This is a genomic window from Aestuariivirga sp. (assembly GCF_041738905.1).
Lineage (GTDB): Bacteria > Pseudomonadota > Alphaproteobacteria > Rhizobiales > Aestuariivirgaceae > Aestuariivirga.
This window is the reverse complement of record NZ_JBGSOZ010000084.1, coordinates 73,740-87,176: the sequence shown is the minus strand read 5'-3', so window position 1 is coordinate 87,176 and position 13,437 is coordinate 73,740. Positions and strand designations below refer to the sequence as shown.

Genomic DNA, 13,437 nt, shown 5'->3' with positions numbered 1-13,437 from the left:
GCGCGGCGTGGCATGGCCACCGGCCGAACGCTCGCCCGCCGATAGCTCGGTCGGGATCGACCAGTAGTCGCTGCCCGCCACGCGCATCGCGTTCTCGATTTCGGCGGCGAGCGCGATCTCGGTCATGCCCGGCCTTGTGGCGCGCCGCATCGCATCGAGCCCCGCCTGAGCATAGGAAGCGGCCTGCCGAAGATAGGCTATTTCGGCGGGCGACTTGATCAGGCGCGGCAACCCCATCATCACCGTGGCATCGACGATCCCGGCGGGTGCCAGTGCGTGCGCCAATGCGAGGCCGAGTGAATGCGGGATGGCGTAGGACTGAATTTCAATGGCAACCTTGCCGCCGCGCAATCCCTTCTCGCGCGCCACGTCCGCCATGACCGCCGGAACATTGTCGAACATCAGCCGGTAGGCCCGGATGTCGCGTACCCAGGTACTTTCATAGGCAAGCGACAGGTCGGTATCGCGCAGCACGATGGTCGGTTCGTCGTCATCTGCCGTGAAGATCAGGGCCTGCGGGCTGTTGGCGCTGACCCACGAGTCATAGCCGCCATAGTAGAACAGCGACTCCGGGGCCACGCTGATGCAGCAGCCGATATCGCGCTCTTTCATCAGGGCACGCACCTTCGCAAGGCGGTCGCGGTGCTCGGCTTCCGTAAAGGCTGCGAATTTAGCCCGCATGATCATCCCCTCGTTTTGTCTGAACCAAGGCTAGTGGAATCACCGGAAGCGGGCAATGTGACCTGGGCACGGCCCTGGCATGTTCAGCGTGCAACGAGGCCTTCGCCACGCAGCCGCGCCAGTGCCTCCGGCGTATCGACATCTGTCAGCACGGCTGAATCCGGCATGGCGACCTCGACCACTTCATCCGCATACTGATCGAACAGGATGCGTGCGCCCCTGTCGCCGGACAGGGATTTCAGTGCCTCGAAATGCTGGCGCCCCCACAGCACCGGATTGCCGCGCGCGCCACCATGAACGGGCACGCAGATCGAGCGGTGCTCCGCCGGGCTATAGGCCGCGATGAGGCGGCGGGTTACATCGGGCGTCACCAGCGGCATGTCGCCCAGCACGATGACGGCGGCATCTGTATCGGCAGGCAGGGCGTCAAGCCCCCGCCGCAGCGAGGTCGACAGCCCGTGCGCGAAATCCGGATTATGCATGAAGCTGACGGGCAGGCCGTGAAGTGCCGCGGCGATGTGATCGGCATCGCGGCCGGTCACCACGACAATCGAATCCGCCGCGCCAACAACCGCATCGAGAGTCTTGCGCACCATGGGAAGGCCGCCCACGTCCGCCAGAAGCTTGTTGGAGCCCATGCGCGAGGATTGGCCCGCCGCAAGGACAATCGCCGCCACGCGCGGCGCCCGCTGCGGCTTCGGTTTTCCTTCGCGGGGTGAAGGCCGCGTGGGGATTTCGGCAAGAAGCCCCCCTGCTCCCATGTCCATGATGTCAGCCGGGCGCACCGGTACATCCGCCATCAGGCGCGCCAGCACCCAGTCGAAGCCGTTGAGCTTCGGTGACCGCGCGCATGACGGCACACCGATAATAGGAACATCACCCAGCGCGCCGAGCATCATCAGGTTTCCGGGGTCTACAGGCATGCCGAGATGCAGCACCTCTCCACCGGCCTTCACGACAGCGGACGGGATCACGTCGCCCCGGTCGACGATGGCTGAAGCCCCGAAGACGAGCACCGGATCGCAGGCCGATTGGCGGAGTTCGGCAATGGCCTCCGTCACATTCGCAATGGCATGCGGCACCACGCGGACCTCCGCCAGAACGCCATCGAGCGCCGCAATGCGTTCGCGCATGGCGGACTCGGACTTGGCGATGATGGAGGGCTTGGTCTGCGGCAGGCTGGTGATGATGAGTCCGGCGCGCTTGGCCTGAAACGCCGCAACGCGAATGAGGGGTTCGGCGCCGATGATGTCCAACGCCCGCGTGAGAACGTCGCGTGGCACGGCAAAGGGAATGACCTTCACCGTGGCCACCATCTCGCGTTCCTCAACGATGGCGAAGGGCTGCACGGTTGCCAGCGTCAGGCTTTCATGGAGCCGGTTCAGCGCCCGTACCCGTTCCGTGTCGATGATGGCGAGCCCACGCACCGACGAGTGAAGATTGGCGCGGCCGGTAAAGGGTGCCTGTGCCGTGGTGCCCACAGCACCGATGATGCGGGCAACGGCGGATGCGGCCTCGTCCTCCGGCACATCGTCGGGGCCGAGCTTTGCCGCAAAAACCGAAGCGACACCGGATTCCGTGAGCGTGGCGACATCCTGGGCCGAGAGCACGCGCCCCTTCTTGAACAGGCCTGCAGGATGCTTCACCGAATGCGCGAGGATGGCGCCCTCGGAGTCTGCAACGGGCAACTCGCCGAAGATCATGTCATTCCCCGAGGCGCAACGCCCGCGTCATTTCGGCCATGATCGACACCGCGATTTCGGGTGCACCCTTGGCGCCGATGCTGAGCCCGATGGGGCCATGGATGCGGGCAATCTGCTGTTCCTTGAAGCCGGCATCCTTCAACCGCTGGGCGCGCGAGGCTTGAGTCTTCTTCGATCCGAGCGCGCCGATATAGAAGACGTCGGATTTCAGCGCCGTGAAGAGTGCCGGATCATCGATCTTGGGGTCGTGGGTGAGCGCGATCATCGCGGTCCGCGGATCGAGCGACATCTGCGGCAGGATCTCGTCAGGCCATTCGGCATGGAGCGCAATGCCGGGAAACCTCGCACCCGTGGCGAAGGCGCCACGCGGATCGATGACGGTGACATCGTATCCCAGCTGCTGCGCAATGGGGATCACGCTCTGGGCGATGTGGACGGCCCCGATGATGACGAGCCTGAGCGGCGGGTTGTGGATATTGACGAACTGGCCCTCGTGGCTCCCCGACTGGTCGAACCGGAAGGCTTCATCCAGTTTGTCAGCCAACGGATCATTCCTGGCCTGCGCACGCGGAACAAGCCTTTGCTCGCCCGTCGAAAGATTTGTGACAAGTGCCACCGCCTGCCGGTTCCCGCGTGCCGCGAGCAGCGCCTCGAGCAGTTCACGCTTCATGTCCGCTCCCTTCCCTTCTCCCCTTGCGGGAGAAGGTGGATTGCGCCGAAGGCGCGAGACGGTTGAGGGGTTGGCTCCGCAACGCGCCAAGGCCCCTCATCCGGCGCTTCGCGCCACCTTCTCCCGCAAGGGGAGAAGGAAAACCAGAGCAGCCCATCACTTCACCAGCTCCACATAAACGCCGATACGTCCGCCGCAGGCGAGGCCCACTTTCCAGGCGGTTTCGTCGGCCACGCCAAACTGCAGCAACTTCGGCTGGCCAGACGAAATGATGTCGACCGCCTCGGTGACGACCGCGCCCTCGACGCAGCCGCCCGAAACCGAACCGATGAAATTGCCCTCAGCATCGATGACGAGCTGGCTGCCGATGGGCTGGGGCGCTGAGCCCCATGTCTCGACGACGGTCGCAATCGCCACCTTGCGGCCCTGGTTCAGCCAGTCGGCGGCCTGCTGGAGGATGGTGTGATCGGATACGGCCATGATGACCTCCTAGTGAAGGGTCTGTTTCAACCACTTGCGTGGATCATGCTCCGCCGTGGGTGGCCCGGCAAGGGCGGCGGCAAGATCACGCAGGCTGTCGAGAGAGTGCACGGGCCGGAACTCGTCCACATAGGGCATCATGGCGCGCACGCCGCCAGCCAAAGCCTTGAACCCGTCGAAACGCAGCAGCGGGTTGAGCCAGATGACGCGCTTGGTCTGCCGCCTGAGCCGCTCCATCTCGTGTTCCAGCGTGGTGGTATCCTCGCGATCTAGGCCGTCGGTCATGATCATCACGTGAGCGCCTTGCGTGAGAACGCGGCGGCTCCAGTGATAGTTGAACTCCTTCAGCGACGTGCCGATGCGCGTGCCGCCTGACCAGTCCTTCACGGCAGATGACACCTTTGCCATCGCCTCGTCGATATCGCGCCGCCTCAACTCGCGCGTGATGTTGGTGAGCCTCGTTCCGAACAGGAATACGCTCACCCTGTCGCGGTCATTCGTCAGCGCATGGAGAAAATGCAGGAACATGCGGCTGTAGTTGGAGCATGAGCCCGAAATATCGCAGAGCACCACGAGCGGTGGCTCGTGCCACTGCTTTTCACGCCGTTCGAGATCGATGAAATGGCCTCCGGCACGGAGGCTGCCCTTGAGCGTCCGCCGCATGTCAATAGCGGGGCCTTTCAGCGATTGTCTGTAGCGCCGCGTCATTACTTCGGTGCGGTGCAGCCTCAGCCGTGCAATGGCCTGCCGCGCCTGCGCCTGTTCTGCCACGGTCATCTGCTCGAAGTCTTTCTTTCGGAGAACCTCATCGGCAGACGCCGTCATCGTTGCATCGACCTCGATATCGTCCTTCTTCTCGCGCTTCTGGCTTTGAGACTCGTGCTTGTCGAACATCGCTTCCGCCAACCGCCGGAAACCGGCCTGCTTCGCCTTCTCGCCGGCATCGCGGGTGATTGAATGGAAGAACAACTGCATCAGCTGTTCCAGCATCTTGGGTTTCTTCCAGAAGACATGGAACGCCTGGTCGAACAGCTCTCGCTGGTCGCGCCGCTTCACGAAGACGGCGTGGAGCGTCCAGTAGAAATCATCGCGCGTGCGGAGCGAACCCGACATGGCCGCGTCCAACGCATCGATGACAGCCCCGGGCCCCACGGGGATGCCCGCCTCGCGCAGCACGCGCGCAAAGTGCATGATGTTCTCGGCGAGCTTGCCGGACAGCGGCCGCAGGTTCTGGTTGGCGGGACTGGAGAAGGGATTCTGCATCGCCCTTATGTATGTGACATCGTCCGGATTTCATCCTTGATCTGGTCGAGGATGCGCTTGGCTTCGGTGCCCTGCATGCGTGAGATGTCGTCCTGATATTTGAGCAGCACGCCAAGCGTGTCGTTCACCATCTGCGGGTCGAGCGTCAGGGAGTCGAGTTCATGAAGCGCCGTCACCCAATCGAGCGTTTCGGCCACGCCGGGCGACTTGTAGAGATCGCCGCCGCGCAGTGCCTGCACGAAAAGCACCACTTCCTTCGCCAGCGCATCCGAGGCCAATGGACGGCGGGCCTTGACGATTTCAAGCTCGCGCTGGGCATCGGGGTAGCCGACCCAGTGATAGAGGCAGCGCCGCTTCAGCGCGTCGTGAACCTCGCGTGTGCGGTTCGACGTAATGATGACGATGGGCGGTTCCTCGGCCTTGATGGTGCCGAGTTCCGGAATCGTGACCTGGAAATCCGACAGCACCTCCAGCAGGAAGGCCTCGAAAGCCTCATCCGTGCGGTCCAGTTCGTCGATCAGCAGGACAGGCGCCTGGCCCTTCGGCGCCTCAAGCGCCTGCAAAAGCGCCCGTTTGATCAGGAATTTTTCGGCGAATATGTCCTGCCCCAACCGCTCGCGGTCGAGTTCACCAGAGGCTTCCGCCAGCCGGATCTCGATCATCTGGGCGGAATAATTCCACTCATAGACGGCCGAGTTGATGTCGAGCCCTTCATAGCATTGGAGCCTGATGAGCCTGCGCCCCAGCGTGTCGGCCAGCACCTTGGCAATCTCGGTCTTGCCCACACCTGCCTCGCCTTCGAGGAACAGCGGCCGCCCCATCTTGAGGGACAGGAACACCACCGTCGCAAGGTCTCGCCCCACGATATAGCCAGTGGATCGGAGCAACTTCACGGTGTCGTCGATCGAGGCGGGCAACTGGGTCATTTGTCCTCGTGTCTGTTTGTTCCTCTCTCTGTCGTCATGCCCGTGCTTGTCACGGGCATCTTGCCCCGCTGGATAAAGATGGCCGGGACAAGCCCGGCCATGACGAAAGTGTGAGAGGACGGCGTCAACCGCAGATTACTTAGCCGCTTCCACGGCCCGCTTTGCCATGACCGTGATCAAATGTGCTCGATATTCAGCCGAGGCATGCATGTCGACGTTCAGGTTCTTGGACGCCACTGCAATGCCGTTCAGCGCCGCAGCCGAGAAGTTCTTGGCAAGAACTGCCTCCATCTCGGGCACGCGGAACACCCCGGCACCTGCTCCCGTCACCGCCACGCGCACCGAGCCATCGGCCAGTTGCGCCACGAACACGCCGACCATGGCGTAGAGCGAAGCCGGATTGGGGAACTTGGCGTAACCCGAAACCTTCGGGATCGGGAACTCGATCGCTTCCAGCACTTCGGCGTCCTCAAGGGCGGTCGAGAACATGCCCGTGAAGAAATCGTCCGCCGCGATCTTGCGGCTGGAGGTGTGGATGGTGGCGCCAAGGCCGAGGCAGGCGGAAGGATAATCCGCCGCCGGGTCGTTGTTGGCAACCGAACCGCCGATCGTGCCGCGATGGCGGACGTGAGGGTCGCCGATGCCGCCAGCAAGTGCCGCCAGCCCCGGAATGGCCTTCTTGAGGTCGGCACTTCCAGCCACGTCGGCGTGGGTGGTGCCGCCCTTGATGACGACCGTCGCGCCGACGCTGACGCCACTGTTCTTGATACCGCTGAGATCGATGATGTCGCTCGGGGACGCGAGCCCCTGCTTCAGCGTCGGGATCAGCGTCATGCCGCCGGACATGAACTTGCCGTCGCCGGCAGACTTCATGGCCTTGACAGCGTCCGCCGTGGTGGCGGGGCGATGATAATTAAAGTTTTCCATGGTCTTTGGGTCCTCCCGCCTTATTCCGCGGCCTTCTTCATGGGCTGCAAGGTCTTCCAGATCACGTGCGGCGTGGCCGGCATCGGCACGTCCTTCACGTCGAGCGCATTGGTGACAGCATTCATGATCGCCGCCGGAGAGGCGATCGCGCCGGCCTCGCCGCAGCCCTTCATGCCGAGCGGGTTGCTCGGGCAAGGCGTGCAGGTGAAGCCCAGCTTGAACGACGGCACGTTTGCCGCGCGCGGCATCTGGTAATCCATGTAAGACCCGGTCAGCAGCTGGCCGGACTCCGCGTCATAGACGCAGCCCTCCGCCAGCGCCTGGCCGATGCCCTGCACGATGCCGCCGTGAACCTGGCCCTCGACAATCATCGGATTGATGACATTGCCGAAGTCATCGACCGCCGTGTAGCTCGACACCTCGGTGACGCCCGTATCCGGGTCGATCTCGACTTCGGCGATATGCACGCCCGCCGGGAACACGAAGTTCGACGGATCGTGGAAGGCCGATTCCTTGAGGCCGGGCTCGATCTCGGCGGAATTGAACTTGTGGGCCACATAGGCCGACAAGGCCACTTCGCCGAACGCCATCTTCTTGTCGGTCCCCTTCACCGTGAAGGTGCCATTCTTGAACTCGACGTCATCGGCGCTCGCTTCCATCACCGCAGCCGCGACGCGCTTCGCCTTGGCCTCGATCTTGTCGAGCGCCTTGGAGATGGCGGTCATGCCGACAGCACCAGAGCGTGAACCGTAGGTGCCCATGCCGAACTGCACCTTGTCGGTGTCGCCATGAACGATTGCTACGTTGTTGATGTCGATGCCGAGGCGGTCGGAGACGAGCTGCGCGAAGGTCGTCTCGTGGCCCTGGCCGTGGCTGTGAGAGCCCGTGAGGACCTCCACCGTTCCGACCGGGTTGACGCGCACTTCAGCCGACTCCCACAGGCCGACACCTGCACCGAGCGAGCCGATGGCCGCCGAGGGAGCGATGCCGCAGGCTTCGATGTAGGCCGAGAAGCCGATGCCGCGAAGCTTGCCCTTCTTGGCGGACGCCGCCTTGCGCTCGGGGAAGCTCTTGTATTCGGCAATGTCCAGCGCCTTGTCGAGGGCGGCCGAATAGTCGCCCGCATCGTAGCACATGATGACGGGTGTCTGGTGCGGGAACTGCGTGACGAAGTTCTTCCGGCGGAATTCGGCCGGGTCCATCTTCAGTTCGCGCGCCGCCGTCTCGACGATGCGCTCGACGACATAGGTCGCCTCGGGGCGTCCGGCGCCGCGATAGGCGTCGACGGGAGCCGTGTTGGTGTAGATGGCGTCCACTTCCGCATAGATGTTCGGGATGGCGTATTGCCCCGACAGCAGCGTGGCATAAAGATAGGTCGGCACGCAGGAGGCGAAGGTCGAGAGATAGGCACCCATCGCCGCTTTGGTGTGAACCTTGAAGCCGGTGATCTTGCCGTTGGCATCCGTTGCCATCTCGGCATGGGTGACGTGGTCACGGCCATGCGCGTCGGCGAGGAAGCTTTCCGAACGCTCGGCAGTCCACTTGATCGGACGGCCGCCGATACGCTTCGAGGCCCAGACGCAAACCACTTCCTCGGCATAGATGAATATCTTGGAGCCGAAGCCGCCGCCAACGTCCGGCGCAATCACGCGGAGCTTGTGCTCCGGCGCCAGGCCATGGAAGGCGGAGATCACCAGTCGGGCCACATGCGGGTTCTGGCTGGTGGTGTAGAGCGTGTAGTGGTCCATGCCTGAATCATAGGAGCCGATCGCGGCGCGGGGCTCCATGGCATTGGGGATCAGGCGATTGTTGACGAGGTCGATCTTCGTCACATGCGCTGCCGACTTGAAGGCGGCGTCAGTCGCGGCTTCATCGCCGATCGACCAGTTGAACACCCGGTTGTCGGGGGCAGCGTCGTGGATCTGCGCCTTGTGACCCATGGCATGCGCCACGTCGACGACATGCGGCAGCACGTCATAGTCCACCTGCACGGCTGCCGCTGCAGCCTTGGCCTGGTCCTTCGTCTCGGCGACGACCACGGCCACATGGTCGCCCACGTAGCGCACCTTGCCGACAGCGAGGATGGGATGCGGCCCCGCCTTCATGGGCGAGCCGTCCTTCGAATGGATCATCCAGCCGCAGATAAGGCCGCCGATCTTGTCCTCCGCCACATCATCGCCGGTGAAGATCCCGACGACGCCCGGCATCTTCTTCGCGGCAGACGCATCGATCGACGTGATCGTGGCGTGAGCATGGGGGCTCCGCACGAAATAGGCCCAGGTCTGCTTGGGAAGGTTGATGTCGTCGGTGTAGTTGCCCTTTCCGGTGATGAAGCGCTGGTCTTCCTTGCGCTTCACACGGGCGCCGATTCCGGTTCCGGTGTCACTCATCAGAGAGTCCTCCCAATCACATGTTTGCCGCGCCGGCCTTAACGGCGGCGACGATGTTATGATATCCCGTGCAACGGCAGATATTGCCTTCGAGCTCGTGGCGGATGGTGTCTTCGTCGAGCGACTTGCCCTTGCGCTTCACGATGTCGACTGCCGCCATGATCATGCCCGGCGTGCAGAAGCCGCACTGCAGTCCGTGATGCTCGCGGAAGGCTTCCTGCATCGGGTGAAGCTTGCCGTTCTGGGCGAGGCCCTCGATGGTGGTTACATCCGCGTCAGCGCAAGAAATCGCCAGCGCCGTGCAGGACTTAACCGCCTTGCCGTTCACTTCGACGACGCAGGCGCCGCACTGGCTGGTGTCGCAGCCGACGTGGGTGCCGGTCAGTCCGAGTTTGTCGCGCAGGAATTCGACAAGCAGAGTGCGGCCTTCAACTTCGCCGCAGACGGCCTGTCCATTCACTTTCATGGAGATTGCAGGCATCGAGTGGTCCTCCCAAATGGCCTCCCGCTTGATCCGGAGCAAGCTTCGCCGCCTTGAAAGTCAAAGCATTGCCCGGTGGGGAATTCTGTGTTCGCCGGGGCGCATACTCATCCGCCAATCCGGCATCGTCAAGTATGCTCGGGGCCGGTGCGGCAAGAAATTCATCTGGAATCTCATCATGTTGCGGCGCACACATGAAACCGCCGCCACAGCTGTAGCGTAGATGCCAGATAATAGATCAATTCCGGGAGGTTTCGATGCGCCGTCTGTTTATCGTGCTGGCCGCTCTCATGCTGTTCATGCCTTTCGCCCAGGCTCAATCGCTGAGCGAGTCGGACAGGAGCGCATTCCGCGACATCATCCAGGGCCAGATCGAGGCATTCCGGGTTGACGACGGCGCACGCGCCTATTCCTACGCCGCGCCGATGATCAAGCAGGTCTTCCCCAACCCGGACGTCTTCATGAACATGGTGCGCAAGGGCTACCAGCCGGTCTACCGGCCGCAATCGTTCAAGTTTGGCGACGCGGGCTTCAGCGCATCCGGCCGGCCCACGCAGCGCGTCACCGTCGTTGGCCCGGACGGCATCACCTATGAGGCGATCTACACCATGGAGCAGCAGCCAGACGGCTCGTGGCAGATCAGCGGATGCGCCATCGTGAGAGCCCCCGACATCAACGCCTGACATAAGGCCCTCCCGCATTCCGTTTTCAACATGGCTGGGGAGGCGTAACGCTGTCATTTCAACTCGGTGGAATTCAAGTTGCATGAACAACAATCTGGGTAGCCTCGACGCCGTGAAAGAACACGCGATCAGGTCCGGCATGCCCGCCGATGCCGCAGCAACGCTTCTCCTGCACGAGGAAATGGGTTTCACCGTCGCCTACCGGCCCGGCACGTCCGATGAGGGCGTGCTGGAACACAGCTTCGCACGCGACATCTTTCTCTCGGGCGTGCCGGAATATCAGCCCTGCAACGATCATGTGGTCGTCGAGGTCGGCGGACATCTCGGCGACTTCGCCCTGCTGGTCTCGCGCCTTGTGGGACGGGTCTATACGATCGAGGCCCGGCAGGAGACCTTCGGGCTGCTGAGCACCAATCTTCGTCTGAACACCGCCGGCAACGTGATCGCCGACCGGCTGGCAATTTCGGACTCCAATGATTTCGTGACGCTTTACCACGCGCCCGAGGGCGAAAGCTGGGGCGACTCCACCACGCTGAACTTCAATGGCACCTCCGAAACCGTGCCGGCCCGCACCCTCGCCCGCTACCTGTTCGAGCGGAACATCGCGCACGTCGACTTCATGAAATTCAACTGCGAGGGCGCCGAGTTCCCGATCCTGCTGTCAGCCGACCGCGCCACGCTGGCAAAGGTCAGCCTGATGCTGGTGCTGTTCCATGGCGATCTCGTGGAGGGTCACACCGGAGAGATGCTGGCGGCGCACTTGCGGCAGGCCGGGTTCATGACGGCAATCCGGCAGCAATATGAACAGCGCGGATGGATCATCGCCACGCGCTCCACCCCTGTCAGCTGAAGACGGATCAACGGTCGAACGGCGTCTTGCCCGAATAGTTGCGCCAGATCGCGCCCAGGATGTTGGAGTAGTCGTCCGTCCAGGCGGGAGCTACCTCATCCGCCGTGGCGCGATGCCAGGCGGGATCGTTGGCAAGGCCACGCACGGCACCGGGGTTCTTGCCGATGACGGCGAGATAGGGCCTGAGATCGAGCCGCGAGGCGTCGGGTTTCCAATACTTCAGGTCGAGCGTGTTGTACCAGGCATCGAGACCCTTCAACCGCGCAGCACCTTCGATGACGCTTGCCAGCTCCATGAAGCGGTTCGAGATATGGAACACGATCACGCCATCGGGCTTGAGCTTCGAGAGATAGGTGTCGAGCGCCTCGGAGGTCATCAGGTGCGCGGGCACCGAGTCGGACGAGAAGGCATCGAGCACGATCAGGTCGAACTTGTCGGCCGTCTCCTGCTGGAGGCGCAAGCGGCCATCGCCCATCACCACGCCGGCCGAGGGACCGCAGTCGCGCAGATAGGTGAAGTATTGCGGGTCGGCGGCGATCCGAACCACTTCCGGATCGATCTCGTAGAACCACCACTTTTCGCCCGAATTGGCGTGGCACAGCATGGCGCCGGTGCCGAGGCCCACGATGGCGACACTGTCGAGTTTGTTGCCGCCTTCGCGCAGATGGCCGATCAGGGAACCGAAGGGACCGTTCGCATAGTAGTAGGATTGCGGCTCGGGATTGTCGGTCAGCCGGAGGCCGTTCTCGTCCTTCCGCATCTGCGAACCGTGCTTGGTCGTGCCATGGGCGAGCAAATGATAGCGGCCATCATCGGCCGGGTAGACCGACAGCACGCCATAGAAGCTGCGCGACTGCGCGATGGGGGCCGGAACCTTGCTCACTGTTTGGTAGATGAACATCACAGACAGCAGGATGAGAGACTGCGCCAGCGGCTCGCGGCTGGTGGCAAGCAGCAGTGCCAGCGCGATCAGCAGCCAGGCGATCATGATGAAGTGCTTGATCGAGGCGCCGGTGCCGTCGCTCAGCAGAAGCAGGATCAGGATCAGCGGGACGAGCGCCAGGGTCAGCCAGAACTTCGGCGTCAGCGCCTTTGCCTTGCCTCTCACGATGCCGACAGCCGCGAAGCCGGCAATCATCAGCAGCGGGTATTCGATCACGCTGTTGAAGATGTTGGGCGCGAGAAGGCTGGCGAACATGCCGCCAAGCACGCCGCCGAGCGACATCAGGAAATAGAATTCGGTCAGTTTGCCTGCGGCGGGGCGCGTGCGCACCAGTTCTCCGTGGCAGGCCATCATCAGCGTGAAGACAACCAGCAGATGGATCGGCACCAGCCAGATCTGGGTGGCGGGCGACAGCGCGAAGAGGCAGAGGGGGGCAATGATGACGCCCAGCCGGTCGATGACGAAGCTGTGCGGAATCCAGGGTTTCGTCTGGAACGTGATGACGAAGGTCAGCAGATAGATCGCCAGCGGCACGACCCACATGAAGGGCGCTGACACGAGGTCGGTGGCGATGTGCGCCGTGCTGCCGACGAGCAGTCCCGACGGCACGAAGGAGAGCGCCACCCACGTCAGCCTGTCAATCCATGTCACATCGGCTTCGGCGGCGGTGGTGCCTTCGGCGGAGGCGCCTGAGGGAACGGCACTGGCCGCAAGGAAGCCGCAGGACGCGACCATCACCACGAGCAGGACGTAGCCGGCACTCCACAAATGTGTCTGCGGCAGCAGCCCGATGAAGGGCTCGATCGCCAGCGGATAGGCGATCAGCGCCGCAAAGCTTCCCGCATTGCTGGCGCCATAGAGAAAATACGGATCATGCGATTGCGCATGGCCCGACCGCGAGAACCACGATTGCAGCAGCGGCGCGTTGGCCGAGATCGCAAAGAACGGCAGGCCGACCGACACCGCGAACAATCCCATGAGCCACATGGCCTGGCCATTTTCCGGCGGGATGTCCCAGTTGGCGGAAATGGAAATGGGAAGGCTGATCATCGCGCCAGCCATGATCAGGCCATGGACGATCACGCCGGTGCGGAGGCTCAGCGACTTCACAAGAATATGAGCATAGCCATAGCCGAGCAGCAGGACGCCCTGGAAGAAGACCAGCGCCAGCGACCATACGGCCGCCGTGCCGCCAAGGCGCGGCAGCGCCATCTTGGCGAACATCGGCTGGATGAGGAACATCAGCAGCGCGCTGGAAAACAGCGTCGCCGCGAAGACTGCAACCACAGCCTTCGGCTTCACCGTGGACAGTTCGTTTCTCTTGGCGACTTCCACGGACGTCATCGAGCACCGGTACATTGAACGCTAAACACTGCCATCCACTCTGCGCGAGCACCGCTTAAGTGCCCGTTAACGACACTGGGCAAATCACCTTTGGAA

At 62.9% G+C, this 13,437-nt stretch carries 12 protein-coding genes; 2 read left to right on the top strand and 10 right to left on the bottom strand.

Features of this window, described 5'->3' with window-relative positions:
* The 9 genes from ACEW8Q_RS07525 to ACEW8Q_RS07485 form a co-directional block, all read right to left on the bottom strand.
* Positions 1-681, bottom strand: a 681-nt coding sequence (locus ACEW8Q_RS07525; RefSeq protein ID WP_373503439.1) for a M24 family metallopeptidase, incomplete at its 3' end; no start/stop codon positions are given.
* Positions 682-764: 83 nt separating this feature from the next.
* Complete coding sequence (locus ACEW8Q_RS07520; protein WP_373503438.1) at positions 765-2,384, bottom strand: NTP transferase domain-containing protein; 1,620 nt, start codon at positions 2,382-2,384, stop codon at positions 765-767.
* Between the two features lies 1 nt (position 2,385).
* Positions 2,386-3,054, bottom strand: a complete 669-nt coding sequence (locus ACEW8Q_RS07515; RefSeq protein WP_373503437.1) for an XdhC family protein — start codon at positions 3,052-3,054, stop codon at positions 2,386-2,388.
* A gap of 156 nt (positions 3,055-3,210) precedes the next feature.
* Positions 3,211-3,534, bottom strand: a complete 324-nt coding sequence (locus ACEW8Q_RS07510; protein WP_373503436.1) for an XdhC family protein — start codon at positions 3,532-3,534, stop codon at positions 3,211-3,213.
* Between the two features lie 9 nt (positions 3,535-3,543).
* The gene (locus ACEW8Q_RS07505; RefSeq protein WP_373503435.1) at positions 3,544-4,797 is read right to left on the bottom strand and encodes a VWA domain-containing protein; all 1,254 of its coding nucleotides are present in this window, start codon (positions 4,795-4,797) and stop codon (positions 3,544-3,546) included.
* 5 nt (positions 4,798-4,802) lie between these two features.
* Entirely contained in the window at positions 4,803-5,723 is a 921-nt protein-coding gene (locus tag ACEW8Q_RS07500) for an AAA family ATPase (RefSeq protein WP_373503434.1), read from the bottom strand.
* Between the two features lie 135 nt (positions 5,724-5,858).
* A complete protein-coding gene (locus tag ACEW8Q_RS07495) occupies positions 5,859-6,650 on the bottom strand; it encodes a xanthine dehydrogenase family protein subunit M (RefSeq protein ID WP_373503433.1) in 792 nt (263 codons plus the stop codon).
* A gap of 20 nt (positions 6,651-6,670) precedes the next feature.
* On the bottom strand, positions 6,671-9,040 hold the full coding sequence (locus ACEW8Q_RS07490) for a xanthine dehydrogenase family protein molybdopterin-binding subunit (protein WP_373503432.1): 2,370 nt from the start codon (positions 9,038-9,040) through the stop codon (positions 6,671-6,673).
* A 16-nt stretch (positions 9,041-9,056) separates the two neighbouring features.
* A complete protein-coding gene (locus ACEW8Q_RS07485) occupies positions 9,057-9,521 on the bottom strand; it encodes a (2Fe-2S)-binding protein (protein ID WP_373503431.1) in 465 nt (154 codons plus the stop codon).
* A gap of 257 nt (positions 9,522-9,778) precedes the next feature.
* Between ACEW8Q_RS07485 and ACEW8Q_RS07480 the strand changes: the two genes are divergently transcribed.
* Both ACEW8Q_RS07480 and ACEW8Q_RS07475 read left to right on the top strand, forming a co-directional pair.
* Positions 9,779-10,204 carry a DUF4864 domain-containing protein gene (locus tag ACEW8Q_RS07480; protein ID WP_373503430.1) on the top strand — a complete coding sequence of 142 codons (426 nt, stop codon included), beginning with the start codon at positions 9,779-9,781 and terminating at the stop codon, positions 10,202-10,204.
* Positions 10,205-10,286: 82 nt separating this feature from the next.
* Complete coding sequence (locus ACEW8Q_RS07475) at positions 10,287-11,054, top strand: FkbM family methyltransferase (RefSeq protein ID WP_373503429.1); 768 nt, start codon at positions 10,287-10,289, stop codon at positions 11,052-11,054.
* A gap of 7 nt (positions 11,055-11,061) precedes the next feature.
* On the opposite strand, the gene ACEW8Q_RS07470 is transcribed toward ACEW8Q_RS07475, so the two are convergent.
* Positions 11,062-13,341, bottom strand: a complete 2,280-nt coding sequence (locus ACEW8Q_RS07470) for a spermidine synthase (protein WP_373503428.1) — start codon at positions 13,339-13,341, stop codon at positions 11,062-11,064.
* Between the last annotated feature and the right edge of the window lie 96 nt (positions 13,342-13,437).

Excerpts from the sequence above, each read along its gene's own strand:
- ACEW8Q_RS07520 (WP_373503438.1), bottom strand. The coding sequence starts at position 2,384 with ATGATCTTCGGCGAGTTGCCCGTTGCAGACTCCGAGGGCGCCATCCTC.
- ACEW8Q_RS07515 (WP_373503437.1), bottom strand. The coding sequence starts at position 3,054 with ATGAAGCGTGAACTGCTCGAGGCGCTGCTCGCGGCACGCGGGAACCGG.
- ACEW8Q_RS07510 (WP_373503436.1), bottom strand. The coding sequence starts at position 3,534 with ATGGCCGTATCCGATCACACCATCCTCCAGCAGGCCGCCGACTGGCTG.
- ACEW8Q_RS07505 (WP_373503435.1), bottom strand. The coding sequence starts at position 4,797 with ATGCAGAATCCCTTCTCCAGTCCCGCCAACCAGAACCTGCGGCCGCTG.
- ACEW8Q_RS07500 (WP_373503434.1), bottom strand. The coding sequence starts at position 5,723 with ATGACCCAGTTGCCCGCCTCGATCGACGACACCGTGAAGTTGCTCCGA.
- ACEW8Q_RS07495 (WP_373503433.1), bottom strand. The coding sequence starts at position 6,650 with ATGGAAAACTTTAATTATCATCGCCCCGCCACCACGGCGGACGCTGTC.
- ACEW8Q_RS07490 (WP_373503432.1), bottom strand. The coding sequence starts at position 9,040 with ATGAGTGACACCGGAACCGGAATCGGCGCCCGTGTGAAGCGCAAGGAA.
- ACEW8Q_RS07485 (WP_373503431.1), bottom strand. The coding sequence starts at position 9,521 with ATGCCTGCAATCTCCATGAAAGTGAATGGACAGGCCGTCTGCGGCGAA.
- ACEW8Q_RS07480 (WP_373503430.1), top strand. The coding sequence starts at position 9,779 with ATGCGCCGTCTGTTTATCGTGCTGGCCGCTCTCATGCTGTTCATGCCT.
- ACEW8Q_RS07475 (WP_373503429.1), top strand. The coding sequence starts at position 10,287 with ATGAACAACAATCTGGGTAGCCTCGACGCCGTGAAAGAACACGCGATC.
- ACEW8Q_RS07470 (WP_373503428.1), bottom strand. The coding sequence starts at position 13,341 with ATGACGTCCGTGGAAGTCGCCAAGAGAAACGAACTGTCCACGGTGAAG.